Raw genomic sequence first — 20,615 nt, 5'->3', positions numbered from 1 at the left:
TCTAAATCGTGACGTAGCCAAATAGAGCGTACCCCACTCCCTGACACCATGATGCCTTCTTGACGAAGTTGATTGGCAACTCGATGTTGCCCATAAGCTGGATATTCATAGGTCATATTGACAACGGCTTGTTCTATATGTGGCTCTACCCGATTTTTTTCGATAGGCTTTTTACGACTGATTTCTTGAAGTGCAAACTCACCCCCCTTGCTCATACAGTTTTTTAAAGCGATAATAACTATCTCGACTGTATCCCATGACTTTGCAAGCTTGTTGAACGTTACCGAGTTGATTAGCTAATTCTAAAAGTCCTAATTTAGGTTTAATGATTTTGGCGGTTTGATTCATTTCTGACTCTCCTTTTGTGTTATAAAATAACTTAAATGTCAGATCAAGTAAAGACTATTACAATTTATTTAATAAAATCCAAATTAAAAATCCTGTTTATGGTTTAAATAAAAAATAAACCCCGAATTATATCGAGGTTTGTCATCAATCTGAAACTTCATTCAATATTGAATGGAGTTTATGTTTTATCTAATCTTATTATTACACTTCTAAGTAATCTAAGATACCTTCAGCCGCTTTGCGCCCCTCACTAATCGCCGTTACCACTAAATCTGACCCTCGAACGGCATCGCCTCCGGCAAAAATTTTAGCATTCGTCGTTTGGTAGCCGTTGGTTTCTGGGGCGATGATTCGGCCTTGGGCATCAAAATCAACACCATGTTCTACTAACCAAGGCATGGCGTGAGGTCTAAATCCAAATGCCATTACAACCGCATCAGCAGGTAAGACAAATTCTGAACCTGCAATCACCACTGGTGAACGCCGACCTTTTGCATCGGGTTCGCCGAGTTCTGTTCGAACCATTTTGACACCTGTGACTTGTCCTGTGCTGTTAATTTCAATGCTGAGTGGCTGTACGTTAAATTGGAACTGTACGCCTTCTTCTTTGGCATTTTTAACTTCTCGTTTTGAGCCTGGCATGTTGGCTTCGTCTCGGCGATAAGCACAAGTAACTTCAGTTGCACCTTGACGAATAGATGTTCGTACACAGTCCATTGCAGTATCACCACCACCTAATACCACAACACGTTTGTTTTTCATGTCAATGTATGGGGTATCTTGGGTTTGCGCATGTTTCATTATGTGTTTAGTGTTGGCAATTAAAAATGGTAAAGCATCATAAACACCGTTAGCATCTTCATTTTGAAGACCTGCTCGCATTGATTGATAAGTTCCAGTCCCCACAAAAACCGCATCAAATTCGTTGATTAAGTCGGCTAATTGTACCGTTTTACCGACCTCAGTATTTAGACGGAACTCAATGCCCATTTCAGTAAAAATATGTCTTCGGTTGATTAATACTTCTTTATCAAGTTTAAACGCTGGGATGCCAAAGGTGAGTAGTCCACCAATTTCAGGGTGACGGTCAAACACCACTGGCGTTACGCCATTGCGGACTAAGACATCAGCACAAGCAAGGCCAGCAGGACCAGCACCAATAACTGCAACTTTCAATCCTGTTTTTTCGACGTTTGATAAATTAGGTTTCCAACCCATTCTAAATGCTTCATCAGTAATATAACGCTCTATATTACCTATGGTAACTGCACCAAATTCAGCATTTAAAGTACAAGAGCCTTCGCAAAGGCGATCTTGTGGGCAAACACGACCGCAAACTTCAGGCAGGCTGTTGGTTTGATGTGAGAGTTCAACCGCTTCTAATATTTTGCCCTCATTAACCAATTTTAACCAATTGGGAATATAGTTATGCACAGGGCATTTCCATTCACAATATGGGTTGCCACAAGCAAGGCAACGATCAGCCTGCGCTTGTGATTGTGGAGCAGAAAATCCTTCATAAATTTCAACAAATTCAATTTTGCGAATGTTTAACGATTTTTTAGGCGGATCAACACGTTGTAAATCGATAAATTGATAAACATTTTGGCTCATTTTCGTGTTCTCCTTACTGTGCTTGAATACGTAATTCTGCTGATGAGCGACTGCGGTGCCCAAGTAGCGCTGTTACATCACTCGATTTGGGTTTGACTAATACAAATTGTTTTGAATAATCATCCCAATTAGCCAAAATTTCTTCCGCGCGTGATGAATGGGTAAGTTGAGCGTGCTCCATTATTAAACCACGTAAATGTTCTTCGTGAATTGAGTAATCAGCAACATTCAATAGTTCCACTAACTCTTTATTTATGCGTTTATGGAAATCACTATCTTCATCTAAAATATAAGCAAAACCACCTGTCATACCTGCACCAAAGTTAACTCCTGTTTTACCTAATACGCAGACAATACCGCCTGTCATATATTCACAGCCATTGTCTCCAATGCCTTCAACAACACTAATTGCACCAGAATTACGTACCGCAAATCGTTCTCCAGCACGTCCAGCGGCAAAGAGTTTTCCTCCAGTTGCACCATATAAGCAGGTATTACCGGCAATGGTTGCTTCATGGCTTAAAAATGCTGAGCCTTGCGGTGGTCGAATCACAATACGACCGCCAGCCATGCCTTTACCAACATAATCATTGGCATCGCCTGTGAGTGTTAAGTCCACACCTCCAGCGTTCCAAACACCAAAACTTTGACCCGCAGTGCCGTTAAAGTTAAGCGAAATAGGATCAGCAACAAGACCTTGGTCACCATATTTTTTGGCAATATAGCCAGATAAACTAGTACCTACAGAGCGATCGGTATTTTGTATATCAAAATAGAGGCTTTGGCTTTGGCGATTATCAACAAATTGTTGTGCTTGTGTGATGATCTCTTTATTTAGCACACCTTTATCAAATGGTTTATTGTCTTCAATACAATAAGCTGGTTTGCCATCAATAGGTTTTGCTGTTTCGAGCAGTCCTGATAGGTCAAGTTTTTGTTGTTTTGCCGTGATGCCATCAAGTTCTAATAATAGATCGGTGCGTCCTATCAAATCGACAATACGACTGACCCCTAGCTCGGCCATAATTTCACGCGTGTTACGCGCAATAAAGCGGAAATAGTTTATCGCTTTTTCTGGCTGGCCATGATAATGTTCGCTACGCAGTTTTTCGTCTTGCGTTGCAACACCCGTTGCACAGTTATTAAGGTGGCAAATACGCAGATATTTACAACCTAAGGCAACCATTGGTCCTGTTCCAAATCCAAAACTCTCAGCACCTAAAATAGCTGCTTTGACAATATCAGTGCCCGTTTTTAAACCACCGTCTACTTGTAAACGTATTTTGTGACGTAACCCATTGGCGACTAATGATTGCTGAGTTTCAACTAACCCTAATTCCCAAGGAGAACCAGCATATTTGACTGAAGTTAATGGGCTGGCGCCTGTTCCACCATCATAGCCTGAAATGGTAATTAAGTCGGCATAGGCTTTAGCAACTCCAGTTGCGATTGTGCCAACGCCTGGCTCTGATACTAATTTAACCGAAATCATGGCATTAGGGTTAATCTGTTTTAGGTCAAATATTAATTGTGCCAAATCCTCAATCGAGTAAATGTCGTGATGAGGTGGTGGTGAAATAAGTGTGACACCCGGTACAGAAAAACGCAATTTAGCAATATATGGTGTGACTTTGTCGCCAGGTAACTGACCACCTTCTCCCGGTTTTGCTCCTTGTGCTACTTTGATTTGAATAACATCAGCACTCATTAAGTAACTTGGTGTTACACCAAAACGACCTGATGCAACTTGTTTTATGCGTGATACTTTTATTGTGTTGTAGCGAGCTGGATCTTCACCGCCTTCGCCTGAATTTGAAAAACCACCGAGCGTGTTCATTGCTTCGGCAAGGGATTCATGTGCTTCAGGGCTTAGCGCACCAATTGACATGGCTGCCGAGTCAAAGCGTTTGAACAGTGATTCTTCTGGTTCGACTTGATCAAGTGGAATAGCTGCGTTTTCAGGTGGATTGAGCTTTAATAAATCACGCAAGGTGGCAATAGGGCGGTTGTTGACGATATCGGCATAGCGTTTGTAATCTTCATAATTGCCATTATTGACCGCTTTTTGTAGTGACTGTACTACATCAGGATTATAAGCATGATATTCACCACCATGAACATATTTAAGTAACCCACCTTGTTCTAATGGTTTTCTTTTCAGCCATGCACTTTTTGATAAGTTAAATTGGTCTTGCGCAAAATCATCAAAATTGGCTCCATTAATACGGTTAGTAACTCCTTGGAAACAAAGTTCAACAATCTCTTTATTTAAACCAACTGCTTCAAATAGTTTTGAACAGCGGTAAGAGGCGATGGTTGAAATGCCCATTTTTGACATAATTTTATATAAGCCTTTGTTAATTCCATTACGATAATTAAGAATGGCTTCACGGTAAGATTTGTTTATTGTGCTATTATCGACCATTTGGCCTAAGATTTCGTAGGCTAAATAAGGGTAAATTGCGGTTGCACCAAAACCAAGAAGTACCGCAAATTGATGTGGATCACGGCAGCTTGCGGTTTCGACAATGATATTAGCATCGCAACGTAAGTTTTTTTCAACTAAGCGTTGCTGAACAGCTCCAACTGCCATAGGCGCAGGAATTGGTAAGCGATCAGGCGCTATATTTTTATCTGATAAAATCAATAATACCGTGCCATTGCGAACTTTTGCTTCAGCATCACCACATAATTGTTCAATGGCATCGCGCAGGCTACCATCGATTTCATAAGTGATATCTAAGGCTTCTGATTTGTAATAACGTGATTCTAATGTTGTTAATTGTTTAAAATCTGAATAAACCAAAACAGGAGATTTGAACGCAACACGATGCGCCTGACCTTCTGCTTCGGCAAACACGTTCATTTCACGACCAATACTAGTTGAAAGTGACATAACGTGTGATTCGCGTAGTGGGTCGATAGGCGGGTTTGTTACCTGAGCAAATTTTTGACGAAAATAATCATAAATTGAGCGAGGCCTTGTTGATAGTACCGCAAATGGTGTGTCATCGCCCATTGAGCCGGTGGCTTCTTGACCGTTTTCACCTAGCACTCGAATACATTGGTCTAGCTCTTCAGCACTATAACCAAATTGTTTTTGATAAGTTGCTAGCAAGATATCGTCATAATATCGAGAGCCAATGTTATCATCAGGTAGGTTTTCAAAAGGGATCAGTCTTTTAACATTTTTTTCCATCCATTCTTTATATGGATGACGTTTTTGTAAATCGTTGTCTGTTTCAGACGATTGTAAAATGCGACCTTCTTCAGTGTCTATAACTAGCAATTCACCTGGACCAACGCGTCCTTTAGTGACGACTTCGTCAGGTTGATAATCCCAAATACCGATTTCGGATGCACAGGTAATGAGTTTGTCTGTCGTTATTACATAACGTGCAGGACGTAATCCGTTACGGTCTAAGTTACATGCGGCATAACGACCGTCAGACATTACAATACCGGCAGGACCATCCCAAGGTTCCATATGCATTGAGTTGAAGTCGAAAAAAGCACGCAGATCTTCGTTCATGTCAGGATTATTTTGCCATGCAGGTGGAACCAATAAGCGCATAGCTCGTACAATATCCATTCCTCCTACAAGAAATAGCTCAAGCATGTTATCTAATGAACTTGAATCAGAACCTGTGACATTAACAAAAGGTGCCGCATCTTGTAAGTCCGGAATGAGTGGAGTTTTAAATTTATAGGAACGTGCTTGTGCCCATTGTCTATTACCTTCAATAGTATTGATTTCACCATTATGAGCTAAATGCCGAAAAGGTTGCGCTAATGGCCAACGAGGAACAGTATTGGTTGAAAAACGTTGATGAAATAAACAAATTGCTGTTTCCATTCGGATGTCAGCCAAATCTAGATAGAATCGAGGTAAATCTTTAGGCATACATAAGCCTTTATAGATATTGACCTGATTTGAGAAGCTACAAACGTAAAATGTATCGTCTTGTACCCGTTTTTCAATTCGACGGCGCACCATGTATAGGCGGCGTTCTAGATCAATTTTTGTCCATCCGGCGGGTGCATTAACAAAGACTTGTTCAATTTTAGGCAATGATGATAGGGCAATTTCACCAAGCACACTTTTATCAATTGGTACTTCACGCCAACCTAAAATAGATAAGGTTTCATTGGCTAATTCTTCTTCGACAATATCACGGCTAATTTGAGCTTCTTTTTCATCTTGGCTCAAAAACAACATACCAACGGCATAATTACTTGCTAAACGCCAGCCCGCATCTTGTGCCACTAATCTAAAAAATCGATCGGGTTTTTGTAATAAAAGTCCACAGCCATCACCAGTTTTACCGTCTGATAAAATAGCACCACGGTGTTGCATTCTGGCAAGTCCGTGAATTGCAGTACGCACCACTTTATGACTTGGTTGTCCTTCAATGTGAGCAATTAAACCAAATCCACAGTTATCTTTTTCATGATGCTGGTTATATAACATATCATTGCCTCTAATTCATCGTTTTATAATTTAAGAAGGAATAGGCTTTAATTCCATATTGCGTGTGAAGTTAATCAAAAATTAGTTTTTGGTCAAATAAATATTATTTATAAGTCGATCTTTTAATAAGTTATATAAACGTTATTAATAAAGCTAATAGTAGTATTTACTTTTATGATTTATTTTGTTTTTTATAAGTTAAGGCGTTGATTTTAAATTTGGCTTTAGAAAATAAGATATAAGTTCTTTTTCTTTCTTGTTAAAAAGTTTCCGGTAACTAGGTGTTTGAGTATAAAATCTGCTGTTAGATTCAATAACTATGAGTGACAATTGTATACTGTTATAATTTGTTATCTTTTATTTTTGATCTATTAATAATGCAAACTAAAATTACGATTGTGGGTGCTGGCGCCGCTGGGCTTTTTTGCGCAGGTTTACTGGGGCAAAAGGGGTATGATGTTACTGTGATTGATAATGGTAAAAAGTTAGGACGCAAAATTCTAATGTCTGGTGGTGGTAAATGTAATTTTACTAATTTAATGGTTGAACCTAGTAATTATATTTCTTGCAATCCTCATTTTTGTAAGTCAGCTTTGAAACAATTTACTCAGTGGGACTTTATACAATTAGTAAGTCAATATGGTATTGCTTACCATGAAAAAGATCATGGGCAGTTATTTTGTGATAATTCAGCGCAAGATATTGTTGATATGCTATTAAACGAGTGTCAGAAAGGGCATGTTCATTTTATGATGCAGACTCAAGTTGAAGATATTAGCAGTGATAAAAAAGGATATAAATTACATACTTCTCGAAGTATTATTGATAGTGATAATCTTATTATTGCTACGGGAGGCTTATCGATGCCTGCTCTTGGCATGACTTCAATTGGCTATAAAATTGCCGAAAAATTGGCTATTCCAGTGGTACCAGTGAAAGCGGGATTAGTACCGTTCACGTTACATAAACCTTTACTTGATATATTATCAACCTTGTCTGGTATTGCTGTTGCTGTTGAAGTTTCTAATGAAAGAGTTAGTTTTAAGGAGAATCTATTATTTACTCATCGAGGAATTTCAGGACCAGCTATTTTGCAAATATCAAGCTATTGGCAGGCTGGAGAGTCAATTACTATTAATTTATTACCTGATTTCACATTCGAATCATCGTTTAAACCATTATTAGAGCAGAATCGTAATCAAACTATAAAAAATTGTTTAGCACAGGTTTTACCTAAAAGGCTTGTTGAGGTGTTAATACAGCTCAATTTGATAAACGATATAATAGTTAAGCAAATTAATCCCAAACAACAGCAAGACTTGTATAATGCTTTAACACATTGGCATATTACTCCAAATGGGACTGAGGGTTATCGTACTGCGGAGGTGACTCTTGGTGGTATAAGTACTGATGCGTTGTCTTCCAAAACTATGGCAGTTAAAACACACCCCAACCTCTATTTTATTGGTGAGGTTGTCGATGTGTCAGGCTGGTTAGGTGGCTATAATTTTCAATGGGCATGGAGTAGTGCATTTGCTTGTGCTCGATCGTTTAATTAATTACGCCCATTTGAATATGGTATTTTTTTACTTTGTATTGTAACGTTGTGCGTGAAATGTTTAATAGTTTTGCCGCCGTTATAATTTTGCCGTTGGCTTGATTTAATGCGTTAATGATGAGTTGTCGTTCATAGTTTTCAACTTGTTCAATTAAGTTGTTTCCATCAGTAGATGTGTTGATAGGTAAATTTTCTGGTTTATTGATATCATCGTTTTGAGAAGATGAACTATTAAGATCGAATAGATCTTCATCAAGGACAATATTCTGTAATTCACCCGGTTCGTTTTGTAATACCATACTTCTGACAATTGTATTTTCAAGCATACGGACATTACCGGGCCAAGGAGCTGATATTAATTGTTGTAGTGCATGTTCACTGATACCGCTAATTACAACATTGACGTCGTTTTTGTGTTTATCAATAAAATAGCGTGCTAACACTGGAATATCTTCTGTTCTGTCGCGTAAAGCGGGGAGTTTTATTAAACCAACGTTTAAGCGAAAAAACAGATCACTTCTCATTTTTCCTGTTTTTAATAGTTCTGTAGGTGGTTCATTCATGGCAGCAACAATACGAACATCTGAATGCATTTCTTTATTACCACCTAATTGCCAGTAGGTTTTTTCTTGTAAGAATCGTAATAATTTACTTTGCATTTCAAGAGGCATAGCATTTAATTCATCAAGGAATAATGTGCCTCCGTTAGCCAGTTCTAAATAACCTTGTCGGTTTTCAGCACCCGTAAATGCGCCTTTGACCGTACCAAATAGGGTGCTTTCAATCAGTGTGGTTGGTAGTGCACTACAGTTGAGCGAGATAAATGCTTTGTCACGGCGTTGGCTTGTTTGGTGGATTAAACGAGCAAATAGCTCTTTACCTGTTCCTGTTTCGCCAACTATTAATACAGGAACATCATTTGCTCCCAAGATGTTAGTTTGATCGATAACCTCTTGCATTGTTTTTGATACAAAAACAATTTCTGGTAATGGTTGTTCTTTATTTTGATATAACTTGCTATTGAGCTTGAATACTTGGTCTTGTAATTGCCTAACAGTAGATAAATTTCGACCTATTTCTATTGCGCCGATAATTTTTTGATTTTTGTTATAAAGAGGAACTGTTGTGTGCATATAATCTACAAGTTTACCTACATGGTTATAATAGCTTTGGTAATTGTTTTGATATTCTTTCCCATGTTGTAGGGCTTGCAACATCGTGCTGTCTTCTTTTCGCATCTTGGGATAAACTTTAAGCATTGGTTTTCCTATAGCTTGTTCTATAGGGTAACCATCAAGTTCAGCACTTTCCTGATTGTAATAAACATATTTGCCTTCTTTATCAATAATCGCCATTGGTTGATGGATTAAATCAAAAAAATGTTTAAATATTTCCAATGATTGTAATAATTCAGGGTCGATTGTCATGATATTCGTGCCTTTTGAACTAGGGTGATTTGTTATATTTAGCTTTGTTTAATTTAAACGCCTGTTAATTATCATATAAAAATGACAAATTTTTGTCATAAAAATTGATTTTATACTAAATGACTAAATTTTTACTTGCGCTTTGTTTGTTAATATATTGATTATTTTTGTTTTTAAAGTTGGCATGCTGATTGCACAACAAGTGAGAAGCCATTTTACTTATTTTTTATGTAATCATTAACTGGAGGCTATATGTCCGACAAAATTATGTCAAATTATAACAAATTACGCACTGATCTTGTAACTAAAGATCGTCGTTTTAGCGCTGAAAGTGGCAAACTTTGTTTTGATGGTGTTAATTTAGAAGAGTTAGCCAAAAAATATCCAACGCCTTTTTATGTGTTTTCTGAAAAGGAGATTGATCGTAATGTGCAAGAAATTAAAGAGGCATTTAAAGCTCATCCAAAAACAAAAATTTTCTATGCATCAAAAACTTGTTCAGTAATGGGTGTTCTTAAAGCGATTAAAGATGCAGGAATTTATGCCGAAGCGAACTCAATGTTTGAAGTGCGTAAATGTTTAGATATCGGTTTCTCTGGTAGCCAAATTGTGTTTAATGGTGTTGTTAAAAAGCCAGTGGATTTAGAGTTTGCTATCCAAAATGATCTGTATATTATCAACGTAGATAGCTTATATGAGCTTGATATTATTGATGAGATTTCAAGACGTTTGAAAAAGGTAGCAAATGTTTGTGTGCGTGTTGAACCAAATGTTCCGTCAGCAACTCACGCAGAATTAGTCACTGCTTATCATGCTAAATCAGGTATCGATTTAGAACAGGCAGAAGAAACATGTCGTCGTATTTTAGAAATGCCATATGTTCATTTACGCGGTTTACATATGCACGTTGGTGATCAAGTTCCAGAATCAGAGCCTTTTGCTAAAGCTACGAAAGTTTTAGTTGATGAATCACGTCGCTTAGAAGAAGTGCTTGGTATTAAATTTGATTTAATCAACGTAGGTGGGGGGATCCCTGTTCCTTATAAATATGATGAAGAAAATGGTAATCCATTAGAAGATAATATGTATGCAGGTATTACTGCACAAGATTTTGCTGATGCTGTTATTAGTGAAGTACACAAATGGCGTACTGATGTTGAAATCTGTATTGAGCCAGGTCGTAAAGTAACAGGCTCAGCAGGTGTGCTTGTAACTGAAGTTGCCTGTGAAAAACGTAAAACCAATTATGATATAGATGGCAATATTGAAGAGCATGTTGAGTGGAAATTTGTTGATGCTGGTTATAGTGTGCTATCTGATAGTCAACATTTTGATTGGTTCTTCTATGTTTATAATGCTTCAAAAATCAATGAAACACATGATGAGTACATCAAATTGGCTGGTCCTTTATGTGATGGTGGTGACTATTTCCATGTCGGTGTTAAAGGTGAAGAATTCTTAATGCCAAAAGACACTCAAATCGGTGATATTATTGCTTTCCTTGATGCTGGTGCTTATACCATCGAAAGCCAAACTGTTTATAACAATCGTCCTCGTACTTCTGTTGTAATGATAGATAAAGAAGGCAAGGATAGATTGATTCGCCGTGAGGACACTTACGAAGATATGGTTGGATACGACATATATTAATCATCAATATCTGGAGCATTTGATGCTCCAGATATGATAAAGTGAGGTTATTATGAGTGATTCTAAAGATTCAAGTCTACTTGGTATTAAAGACATTGTTTTTATGAATGTCATTGCAATACTAAGTTTGCGTCAAATTCCTAATGTTGCTCCTTATGGGGCGTCAGCAATGGTACTTTGGTTACTTGCTGCATTTTGTCTTTTCTTCCCATTAGCTATGGTTTGTGGAGAACTTTCAACTGGTTGGTCAAAAGATGGTGGAATTTTTGTTTGGGTAAAAGAAGCATTTGGTAAACGTATCGGTTGGATAGTTGTTGTTTGCTTTTTGTTCTCTTGCGTTCTTTTCTTCCCGTTAATGTTGCAATTTGGTTTTACTGCAATTGGGTATATGTTTAGCGCTGAGTTAGCTCAAAATCAAGTATTTATTGGTGTTGGCTCTATGGTGGTATTCTGGATTTTAACACTGATGAATATTAAAGGGATGCAATGGACTAAGATTATTAATAGTGTGAGTGCATGGCTTGGTGTATTTATTCCAGCCGCTATTATTGTGCTATTAGCTGTTGTATGGTTATTCACAGGGCATCCTATGGCTACAAGCTATAGTCATGTTAGTGATTGGTTACCTGATTTAAGTAGTTGGGATACTATTGTTTTTCTATCTAGCATGATGTTCGCATTTGCTGGTCTTGAGGTGGCTCCGATGATTGCAGGGCGTACACGAGATCCACAACGAGACTTTCCAAAAGCAATGTTGGTTTCAGCAGTGGTTATTGTTGGTATTTATATGGTCGGAACATGGGCTATTAATACTTTATTACCAGCAGCCGATACTGATATCGTAGCGGGTGTTATGCAAGCAATGGAAGCTGCAGCTAAAGAATTGTATATGCCTTGGTTATTACCAGTAATGGCAATTTGTTTGTTTTTTGGTGCATTAGGACAAATAAACTCATGGTTAGTTGGTCCGATTTATATGCTACAAGAAGCATCAAAAGAAGATAATTTGCTTGGAGAACGCATCGGTCGTTTACATCCAGTATATAAAACACCAGCCTTTGCGTTAATTATTCAAGCTGTTATTGTTACAGTACTTTGTTTTTCAACTTTTGTATCGCCAAGTATTGCAGCAGCATATTGGATGTTAACAGCGTTAACGACAATTTGTTACTTTATTCCGTACTTAGTGATGTTTATTGCATATTATCGTTTACGTATTACTCAACCAGATGTTGCTCGTAGTTTTAAAATTCCGGGTAAGGTGTTGCCAATTGTGTTACCAGCACTTGGTTTCTTATCTACTCTATTTGCTGTGGTATTAGTGTTTATTCCACCTGCGCAAATAGATATGGGGGGGTATGTCGAATATATTGCTAAAATTGTTGGTGGTGCAGTACTTGCCATTGGTTTAGCTGAATGGATTTATTATCGAGCCCAAAAACGAAACCGTTTGCAGTAGTAATAATATATAGAGGAGTAAAATTATGTACAAACCTATATTAGAAATTGATTTACGCAAATTAAGAAATAATGCTCGTGTTGAAAAAGATCTATTAGCTAAACACGGTATTGAGGTTATGGCTGTTAATAAAGTTTTTGATGGTTGTGTTGAAACAGCCAAAGCAGTACTTGAAGGCGGTATTGATGTGATTGCTGAATCAAGAACATACAATTTAAAGAAATTAAAAGAAGCTTTAAATTGTAAAACTTGCTTATTACGGAGCCCTTGTTTAAGTGAAATTAGTGATGTTGTTAGATATGCTGATATTAGCTTAAACAGCGAAAAAGCAGTAATTCAGGCACTTTCTGATGAAGCCGTTAAACAACAAAAAGTTCATCAAGTTTTATTAATGGTTGATATGGGGGATTTACGCGAAGGTATTTGGTTTGAACATATTGATGAAATCATTGATACGGTTAAACTTATTCTTTCTTTACCCGGTGTTGAGCTCTATGGGCTCGGCACCAATTTTAATTGCTATGGTACTGTACTACCTACAGTTAAAAATGGAGTAGACTTTTTAAAAATAGCGCGTAAAGTAGAGCAAGTTTGTAATATTAAAATAAAGTATTTATCGGCCGGTAATTGTACCAGTTACCACTTATTGGATAAAGGTATTTGGCCAGAAGGATTAAATCATTTGAGAATTGGTGGTTTACACGAGTTTGGTATTGAATATGTGGATATGAAATATCTTGACGAGTTTCATCATTCAAATAAACCCGTTGATAAAGCATGTAGTAATATTTATAAATTATATGCGCAAATCATTGAACTCAATAGTAAACCAACAGTTCCTGTTGGTGAATTAGGTGTAGATGCTTTTTTAAACAGTAAAACCTTTGTTGATAGCGGTACACGCAAACGAGCACTTCTTGCCTTTGGACGTCAAGATGTGCCAGCAGAAAGCTGTATACCCATCAATGATGATATTACTGTATTGGGTCAAACCAGTGATCATACCTTGGTTGATATTGAAGATGTTACTCAAACACTTCGTGTTGGCGATGTTATTGGATTTGAGCTTGATTACACTGCTTTACTAATGGCTTGTCAAACTAATGGTGTAGAAAAACGGTTTATTTATTAATTTGTGTTAACTGCTGGGTAACCAGCAGTTTTTATTAATTACTAGGCGGTTTATATGACAACATCTGAATCACAAGAAAACCCTTATCCCAGTAGTAATTTAAAGAAAAACCTAAAAAATCGTCATTTATTGATGATTTCATTAGGTGGATCAATTGGTACTGGATTATTTATTGGTATTGCAGCTCCACTTAGCACAGTTGGTCCATTAGGAACAATTATTGCTTATTTAATGGCAGGAAGCATAATGCTTTCAACAATGTTATGTTTAGGTGAACTTTCTTGTGCATTTCCTCATGCAGGTTCATTTCAACACTATGCGTTGATGTTTATACCCAATCCGATTTGGAGTTATACCATCGGTTGGTTGTATTGGCTTAGTTGGGTACTATCTATGGCGGCAGATTTAACCGCTGCTTCAATGATTGCTCACCAAACCTTCCCTTCGATTCCTATTTATCTTTTTAGTCTATTAATTCTAATTGTTCTTACTTCAGTGCATTTAACCTCTGTTCGTGCATTTGGAGAAAGTGAGTATTGGTTTTCAACTATTAAGGTTCTTGCGATTATTGCATTTATTGGGGTGGGGATTTATTTACTTAATCACCAATATAGCGAAACGCATATCTTACCAACATTTAAAACCGAAAAAGGGTGGTTTCCTAATGGTTTTTTAGCCATATTGGTTTGTATGACTATCGTGACCTATTCCTTTCAAGGCGTCGAATTAATTGGTAGTGCAGCTGGTGAGGCGCAATCTCCACAGTCTGTGTTACCCAAAATTATTACTGGTGTTGCTTTTCGTATTATTCTATTTTATGTTCTGGCTATTGCTGTTTTAGCCCTTGTTTATCCATATGGAACGGTTCATTCTGAAATTAGCCCATTTGTGTGGGTATTTAATAAAGCAGGAATTTCAATAGCTTCGTATTTAATGCTTTTTGTTATTTTTTGTGCGGCAATATCGGCGGCTAATTCTGCAATTTATGCCAGTTCAAGAATGCTGTGGTCTATGGCACAAGATAAACTCGCACCTCAATATTTTTCAGACGTAAATAAGCGTGGAGTGCCCACAAAAGGTATTTTATTTATTGCTATTATTGCGCTAGTTTCACTATTTTCTAAATATATTGCCGCTGAAAAATTGTATATTTATTTAGTAGCGGGAACAGGGCAAGTGGGATGTTTTGCATGGATTATTATTGCTTGGTGTCAATATCAGTTCCGTAAGGGAGTAAATAACGGTAAATATCCCAAAGAGATGGTAAAGTTCAAATCGCCATTATTTCCTTGGCTAGCAGGGGTTTCTATTATTGTTAATATTGTGATTATTATTGGTGTTTGGTTTGGGGAGTCAGGACATTTTATTTTATTATCAGAAGTTGTTTTAGTAATAATTATTTTGGTTTCTTACTTTTTTTATAAGAAACGAAATTCTTTAATAATAAAAACGTTAGATTAATTTTATTGACCTACTAATTTGTTTGTAATCACCTAATAAATCGGTTTAGGTGATTACATTTAATTTTTAAAATCAGATTATTAATGTTTTTACTATTTGTGATTTATCTTTATTTTAAGGCACTAAGTTAAGTGCGTTTGCTTGGTATAATCTTGATTAAATCCTTTCTGATACAAGTTATTTTAGAAAAGCTGATACACCCGTAAAAACGACTTGCGCAGCAATAGCTGATATTAGTAACCCAGTAAGTTTTGATAAGATAGCAATACCTGTGTTTTTTAATACTTTAGCAATACTTTTTGCACATAATAGCATTGCATAAATCCCTGAAGATGCAATGAATAAAGAAACAGCGCCAATCATATTGGCTGCAAAGCCTACGGAGCTTGTTCCCATAACAATGATAGTACCAATGGAAGCGGGTCCCATACAAAGTGGAATTGCAAGGGGTACAACACTGATATCGTCATCACTGTTAATTTTGTTCTTTTCTGGAGAATCATTCATTAGTGACACTGCAGTGATAAATAGCAACGCTCCAGAACCAATTCGGAATGCATCAAGAGTAAAACCAAAGACACTAAACATGGTATTACCAAAAAAGAATAGCACTATACCGATGATAAATACGGCACAGGATGTTTTGAGTGCTGTTTTGCGTCTAAGCTGTTCGTCGTATTGTTTTGTGCCACTTAAAAATGCACTTAAAACAGCAGGAGGTGTCATTAATGCAAATAGCTTTACAGTTGTGGCAAGGATATTAACAAGATAGTCATCCATAGTGTTACCTTTCAAAGAATAACAATTAAATTCCCTTTAATTTTGTTAACATTATTAGTTGCTAGGGAATGGTTTTTGTTAGATATAAAAACGGCCACCCAAAAGGTGACCATGTTTAATCTGATATTTTTTAATTGGTTTTAGACAATTAAACCAATAAAATTTAGTTAAGGCGCTCTTTGATACGAGCTGCTTTACCACGAAGTTCGCGTAAGTAGTAAAGTTTAGCTTGACGTACTTGACCACGACGTTTCACAGTAATTGAATCAACAATTGGTGAGTGAGTTTGGAATACTCGTTCAACACCTTCACCATTCGAAATCTTACGTACGGTAAATGCAGAGTGCAAACCACGATTACGAATGCCAATAACAACTCCTTCATAAGCCTGAAGACGTTTTTTGTTACCTTCAACAACCCATACTTTTACTTCAACCGTGTCACCAGGGCGAAAAGACGGGATGTCTTTTTTCATTTGTTCTTGTTCTAATTGCTGAATAATTGCATTTTTCATAATATTATCTCTTACTAGTTATACTGAAATATTAATTGCTTAGTTTGTCACTGTATTCTTGTTGGAATTCAGTGAGTAAACATTGCTCTTCATCAGTCAGAGCTAGATTTGCAAGAAGATCTTCTCTTCTTAACCAAGTTCGTCCTAGTGATTGTTTTAATCGCCAGCGACGAATCGCTTCATGGTGACCAGACATTAATACGTCAGGTACCGCCATTCCATCTAACACCTCAGGACGAGTATAGTGTGGACAGTCAAGTAAACCGTTAGCAAAAGAGTCTTCTTTTGCCGATGATTGGTGATTTAGCACGCCAGGAATAAACCTTGCTAATGCATCAATCATGGTCATCGCCGGTATTTCACCACCACTTAACACGTAGTCCCCAATTGACCATTCTTCGTCAATTTCGGTTTGAATAACGCGTTCATCTATACCTTCGTATCGTCCACAAATCAAAATTAAATTTTGATTTTGTGACAATTCGCAAACACCTTGTTGGTCTAATTTGCGCCCTTGTGGGGAAAGATAGATTACTTTTGTATTGTTACCTGCAACTGTTTTTGCCGCATGAATTGCATCTTTAAGTGGTTGAACCATCATTAACATGCCGGGACCACCACCATAAGGCCTATCATCGACAGTCTTATGCTTATCATGCGCAAAATCGCGAGGGTTCCAATATTCTACTGTTAACAGTCCATTTTTAACGGCTCGACCAGTTACGCCATAACAGGTAATGGCTTGAAACATTTCGGGAAAAAGGCTGATTACGCCAATCCACATAGTTTTACCTTACCAATTAAAAAGCAGGATCCCAATCGACCACAATCATTTTTGTTGTTAAATCAACTTGTTTTATAAATTGATTATCAACAAAAGGGATTAAACGTTCTGTTGCGCCAAATGCATCTTTTAGATTTGCTTTAACCACTAATACATCGTTAGATCCGGTTTCCATCAAATCAGTTACCTGTCCTAAATCATAGTTATTAACTGTTTTAACTCGGCAACCAATGAGATCCTTCCAATAAAAATCACCATTGCTAAGTGCAGGTAATTTTTCTGCATCAACAAACACTTCAATATTGGTTAATGCAATGGCTTGATCACGATCATCAATGCCTTTAAGTTTTACAATCATATCATGATTATGCGGTTTAAAGCTCTCTACAATTACCTCTTGCCATTGCCCAGCACGTTGGATATACCAAGGAGTGTAATCAAAAATGCTATCTGGGAATTCTGTAAACGAAAAAATCCTGAGCCATCCGCGAATGCCGTAGCTTGAACCAAGTTTACCAACAACAATAAGATTCTCAGTATTCATCATTACAGTGATTATCAATTACTAAATTAAGCAGCTTTTTGTGCTTGTTTAATTAGTGCATTAACACGATCAGAAACAGTTGCACCTAAACCAACCCAATGATTTACGCGATCAAGATCTAAACGTAATTCTTCTGCTTTACCTTGTGCAATTGGATTAAAAAAGCCAACGCGCTCAATAAAACGGCCATCACGTGGGTTACGGCTATCAGTGACAACTACTTGATAAAAAGGGCGCTTTTTAGAGCCACCACGAGCTAAACGAATAGTTACCATAACATCCTCTTAAATTAAAAAATAATCTTTTTCCTGCCCAACACGGACAAAATCAAAGCCCCAGAATTATACTCTTTCTAGCAAAAAGTGCAATGGCTGTTTGTTGATGATGTGATTCTATGTTGTTTGTTTAAGCTAACTTACAAAAAAGAATAAAAAAGTAATACCGTTATGGTTTATTTAATTTTAGTACCACAAAAAGCACTAAAAATAGTCCAGATTGATGACAAAGAACTCGCTTTTTGGCGAGTTCTTTGATCTAATAGAGAAGAGTCCATTATAAGAGGAATTCTTCTATGCTAAAAAAAACAACGCCAGCGACACCCGAAAAAATAGAGCAAATTTCGTTAGATGCGCTTGTCCCTCAAAATCACCTTGTTCGTAAAATAGCTAAAGTCATTGATTTTGAATTTATTCGAGAAGCGGTAGCGCCACTTTATTGTCCTAATAACGGTCGTCCGGCAGAAGATCCGGTTAGACTGTTTAAAATTATGCTATTGGGGTATCTTTTTGGTATCCTCAGTGAGCGTCGTCTGGTTCAGGAAATTCAGGTCAATTTAGCTTACCGTTGGTTTTTGGGAATGGGATTAACCGAAAAAGTGATTGACGCCTCAACACTCAGCCAAAATCGTCGTCGGTTTAATGACAGTGAAATCTATCAACAGATTTTTGATAATATTGTTGAGCAAGCCATTGCCAAAGGGTTGATAAGTGGTCGGGTTTTATATACGGACAGTACTCACCTAAAAGCAAATGCCAATAAAGGCAAGTCACGTAATGAGCAGCGTATTGTTGAGCCCAGTCAATATGTTGATGCGCTTAATCAAGCCATCAACGAAGAAAGAGAATTAAACGGAAAAAAGCCTTAAAGCCATCGAGGGTAGAGAAATATAAGGATGTCAAAGTCAGTACAACCGATCCGGATAGTGGCTTTATGCATCGGGAAGGTAAGCCTAAAGGGTTCTTCTACTTAGAGCATCGAACGGTTGATGGCAAACATAATTTAATTACCGATACCTATGTTACAGCGTGAAATGTCCATGATTCTCAGCCTTATATGGCTCGATTAAAACGCCAGTTAGAGAGGTTTGGCTTTAATCCGGTTGGTGTGGGTCTTGATGCAGGTTATTTTACGGCGCCCATTTGCCATTTACTACTGGCAGAGCAGATATATCCGGTGTTGGGTTATCGCCGTCCCAGTCATGGTGCGAATCCTATCAGAAAAAAGCAGTTTATCTATAATAGTCAAACCGATACTTATGCTTGCCCAAACGGGCAATCATTAATATATAAAACTACCAGCAGAGAAGGTTATCGTCATTATCATTCTGATGCAGCAACCTGCAAAGTCTGTCCGTTATTGTCACAGTGTACACAGAGTAAAAATACACAGAAAGTCATCATGTAAATACCCCAAACCTAGTACACAACTCACATAGAAAATTAAGCTGCTTGTTTTAGTGTTTTATACTCAATTGGTGTCATGTTATTTAATGCCTCATGCGGTCTTTCGGTATTATAAATCGTTAACCATTCTTCGGTTATTCTCCTTGCTTGCGCTAGGTTGTTAAAAAGATATAAATCTAACACTTCAGTTCGATAAGTCCGGTTAAATCGTTCAATGTAACCATTTTGATAAGGGCTACCGGGTTTGATGTAATCTATAGTTATACCATGTGTTTTTGCCCAATTAGTAAACGTGTTTCCGGTGAATTCTGGTCCATTATCGACCCGTATTTTTAATGGATATCCATGATATTCAGCCAGTTTATCTAAGTAACGGGTAATCCTTCCTGCTGGTAAGCTTACTGCAATATCAATCCCTAACGCCTCACGATTAAAGTCATCGATGACATTGAATGTTCTAAAGCGACGTTGATTACGACTACTGTCACTCATAAAATCCATTGACCAACATTCACCTTGTTTATTGGGTGCTAATAGCCTTTCTGGGCTTCGTGGAGGAATGCGCTGTTTACGCTTTATCCTGAGATTAAGCTTTAATTGGCAATACACCCGATATACCCGTTTATGATTCCATTTATAGCCGAGCTTTCTGATACGATTAAAACATTTAGGAAAACCCCAGCGTAAATGCCTTTCCGTGATAGCATTCAACACCGAAATAATCACCGAATCATCCGGTAACTTAGGTTTATAATAGTAAGCACAACGGCTTAAGCCAACAATGGCACAACTCATAGTAATAGTAACTGAATGATTTTGTTGTAGTTGCTGTGCCCACGTTTTACGTGCCTTTGTGGGCACTAAAGCTTTTTTATGATTTCTTCCTGAAGCTGGGATTTTAAACTTAACTCAGCAAACATCTGCTTAAGCTTGCGATTTTCAGCCTCCAGCTCCTTTAAGCGTTTGATATCCGAAGTTTCCATTCCGCCGTATTTTTCTCGCCATTTATAGAAAGTTGAATTACCCATGCCATATTTACGGCACAGTTCTTTAACCGGAATACCCGCTTCAGCTTCTTTTAAAATAGCGACGATTTGATGTTCAGTCATTTTTTTCATAATTAAATCCCCTTTTCTTTTATCATAGAGAATTTTCTACTTTTTTGCTGTACTATTTTAGGGAATAGTTACA

Annotated in this window: 14 protein-coding genes and 2 pseudogenes; 6 read left to right on the top strand and 10 right to left on the bottom strand. The window is 37.4% G+C overall.

The window, feature by feature from the left end; genetic code table 11:
* From A9G35_RS02120 to gltB, 3 genes and pseudogenes are all read right to left on the bottom strand, one after another.
* A pseudogene (locus tag A9G35_RS02120) lies at positions 1–348 on the bottom strand (helix-turn-helix domain-containing protein); the annotation flags it as partial.
* A 201-nt stretch (positions 349–549) separates the two neighbouring features.
* Positions 550–1,962 carry an FAD-dependent oxidoreductase gene (locus A9G35_RS02115; RefSeq protein ID WP_034946815.1) on the bottom strand — a complete coding sequence of 471 codons (1,413 nt, stop codon included), beginning with the start codon at positions 1,960–1,962 and terminating at the stop codon, positions 550–552.
* Between the two features lie 13 nt (positions 1,963–1,975).
* Complete coding sequence (gene gltB / locus A9G35_RS02110; RefSeq protein ID WP_065635466.1) at positions 1,976–6,433, bottom strand: glutamate synthase large subunit; 4,458 nt, start codon at positions 6,431–6,433, stop codon at positions 1,976–1,978.
* A gap of 377 nt (positions 6,434–6,810) precedes the next feature.
* Here gltB and A9G35_RS02105 point away from each other — a divergent pair, with 377 nt between their 5' ends.
* Positions 6,811–7,992, top strand: a complete 1,182-nt coding sequence (locus A9G35_RS02105; RefSeq protein WP_065635465.1) for an NAD(P)/FAD-dependent oxidoreductase — start codon at positions 6,811–6,813, stop codon at positions 7,990–7,992.
* Here A9G35_RS02105 and A9G35_RS02100 read toward each other — a convergent pair.
* Entirely contained in the window at positions 7,985–9,421 is a 1,437-nt protein-coding gene (locus A9G35_RS02100) for a sigma-54 interaction domain-containing protein (protein WP_141673734.1), read from the bottom strand. The genes A9G35_RS02105 and A9G35_RS02100 overlap by 8 nt on opposite strands.
* Before the next feature lie 249 nt (positions 9,422–9,670).
* On the opposite strand from A9G35_RS02100, the gene lysA reads away from it, so the two are divergent.
* From lysA to A9G35_RS02080, 4 genes are read left to right on the top strand one after another with little or no spacing between them, the layout of a single operon-like run.
* On the top strand, positions 9,671–11,068 hold the full coding sequence (lysA, locus tag A9G35_RS02095) for a diaminopimelate decarboxylase (RefSeq protein ID WP_065635463.1): 1,398 nt from the start codon (positions 9,671–9,673) through the stop codon (positions 11,066–11,068).
* Positions 11,069–11,120: 52 nt separating this feature from the next.
* Positions 11,121–12,527: an APC family permease gene (locus A9G35_RS02090; RefSeq protein ID WP_065635462.1), complete on the top strand. Its 1,407-nt coding sequence runs from the start codon at positions 11,121–11,123 to the stop codon at positions 12,525–12,527.
* A gap of 25 nt (positions 12,528–12,552) precedes the next feature.
* Entirely contained in the window at positions 12,553–13,659 is a 1,107-nt protein-coding gene (locus A9G35_RS02085; protein WP_065635461.1) for an alanine/ornithine racemase family PLP-dependent enzyme, read from the top strand.
* A gap of 54 nt (positions 13,660–13,713) precedes the next feature.
* Entirely contained in the window at positions 13,714–15,120 is a 1,407-nt protein-coding gene (locus A9G35_RS02080; protein WP_065635460.1) for an amino acid permease, read from the top strand.
* 177 nt (positions 15,121–15,297) lie between these two features.
* Here the strand turns inward: A9G35_RS02080 and A9G35_RS02075 are convergent, their stop codons facing one another.
* The 5 genes from A9G35_RS02075 to rpsP all read right to left on the bottom strand — a co-directional run bounded on the left by A9G35_RS02075 (position 15,298) and on the right by rpsP (position 18,017).
* Entirely contained in the window at positions 15,298–15,900 is a 603-nt protein-coding gene (locus A9G35_RS02075; RefSeq protein ID WP_065561484.1) for a MarC family protein, read from the bottom strand.
* Between the two features lie 163 nt (positions 15,901–16,063).
* A complete protein-coding gene (gene rplS, locus A9G35_RS02070) occupies positions 16,064–16,414 on the bottom strand; it encodes a 50S ribosomal protein L19 (protein WP_034913735.1) in 351 nt (116 codons plus the stop codon).
* Positions 16,415–16,445: 31 nt separating this feature from the next.
* Positions 16,446–17,198 (bottom strand): tRNA (guanosine(37)-N1)-methyltransferase TrmD, encoded by a 753-nt coding sequence (gene trmD / locus A9G35_RS02065; protein ID WP_065635459.1) that lies wholly within the window; start codon positions 17,196–17,198, stop codon positions 16,446–16,448.
* Positions 17,199–17,214: 16 nt separating this feature from the next.
* On the bottom strand, positions 17,215–17,745 hold the full coding sequence (gene rimM / locus A9G35_RS02060) for a ribosome maturation factor RimM (RefSeq protein WP_065575693.1): 531 nt from the start codon (positions 17,743–17,745) through the stop codon (positions 17,215–17,217).
* 23 nt (positions 17,746–17,768) lie between these two features.
* Positions 17,769–18,017 carry a 30S ribosomal protein S16 gene (gene rpsP, locus A9G35_RS02055; protein ID WP_034900786.1) on the bottom strand — a complete coding sequence of 83 codons (249 nt, stop codon included), beginning with the start codon at positions 18,015–18,017 and terminating at the stop codon, positions 17,769–17,771.
* A gap of 296 nt (positions 18,018–18,313) precedes the next feature.
* Between rpsP and A9G35_RS13820 the strand changes: the two are divergent.
* Positions 18,314–19,419 (top strand): annotated as a pseudogene (locus tag A9G35_RS13820) (IS1182 family transposase); the annotation flags it as partial.
* 41 nt (positions 19,420–19,460) lie between these two features.
* On the opposite strand, the gene A9G35_RS02040 reads toward A9G35_RS13820, so the two are convergent.
* Positions 19,461–20,542 (bottom strand): IS3 family transposase gene (locus A9G35_RS02040; protein WP_442903160.1). Its coding sequence is split into 2 segments (ribosomal slippage): positions 19,461–20,296 and positions 20,296–20,542, totalling 1,083 coding nucleotides; the frame shifts between segments, so codons are not numbered across the junction.
* Positions 20,543–20,615 lie beyond the last annotated feature (73 nt).

The organism is Gilliamella sp. Choc5-1 (genome assembly GCF_001690595.1).
GTDB classification, from domain to species: Bacteria; Pseudomonadota; Gammaproteobacteria; order Enterobacterales; family Orbaceae; genus Gilliamella; species Gilliamella apicola_M.
This window is presented reverse-complemented; position numbering and strand designations above follow the sequence as displayed.

Bases quoted from the DNA above. Each gene is read 5' to 3' on its own strand.
- A9G35_RS02115 (WP_034946815.1), bottom strand. From the start codon at position 1,962: ATGAGCCAAAATGTTTATCAATTTATCGATTTACAACGTGTTGATCCG.
- gltB (WP_065635466.1), bottom strand. From the start codon at position 6,433: ATGTTATATAACCAGCATCATGAAAAAGATAACTGTGGATTTGGTTTA.
- A9G35_RS02105 (WP_065635465.1), top strand. From the start codon at position 6,811: ATGCAAACTAAAATTACGATTGTGGGTGCTGGCGCCGCTGGGCTTTTT.
- lysA (WP_065635463.1), top strand. From the start codon at position 9,671: ATGTCCGACAAAATTATGTCAAATTATAACAAATTACGCACTGATCTT.
- A9G35_RS02090 (WP_065635462.1), top strand. From the start codon at position 11,121: ATGAGTGATTCTAAAGATTCAAGTCTACTTGGTATTAAAGACATTGTT.
- A9G35_RS02085 (WP_065635461.1), top strand. From the start codon at position 12,553: ATGTACAAACCTATATTAGAAATTGATTTACGCAAATTAAGAAATAAT.
- A9G35_RS02080 (WP_065635460.1), top strand. From the start codon at position 13,714: ATGACAACATCTGAATCACAAGAAAACCCTTATCCCAGTAGTAATTTA.
- A9G35_RS02075 (WP_065561484.1), bottom strand. From the start codon at position 15,900: ATGGATGACTATCTTGTTAATATCCTTGCCACAACTGTAAAGCTATTT.
- rplS (WP_034913735.1), bottom strand. From the start codon at position 16,414: ATGAAAAATGCAATTATTCAGCAATTAGAACAAGAACAAATGAAAAAA.
- trmD (WP_065635459.1), bottom strand. From the start codon at position 17,198: ATGTGGATTGGCGTAATCAGCCTTTTTCCCGAAATGTTTCAAGCCATT.
- rimM (WP_065575693.1), bottom strand. From the start codon at position 17,745: ATGATGAATACTGAGAATCTTATTGTTGTTGGTAAACTTGGTTCAAGC.
- rpsP (WP_034900786.1), bottom strand. From the start codon at position 18,017: ATGGTAACTATTCGTTTAGCTCGTGGTGGCTCTAAAAAGCGCCCTTTT.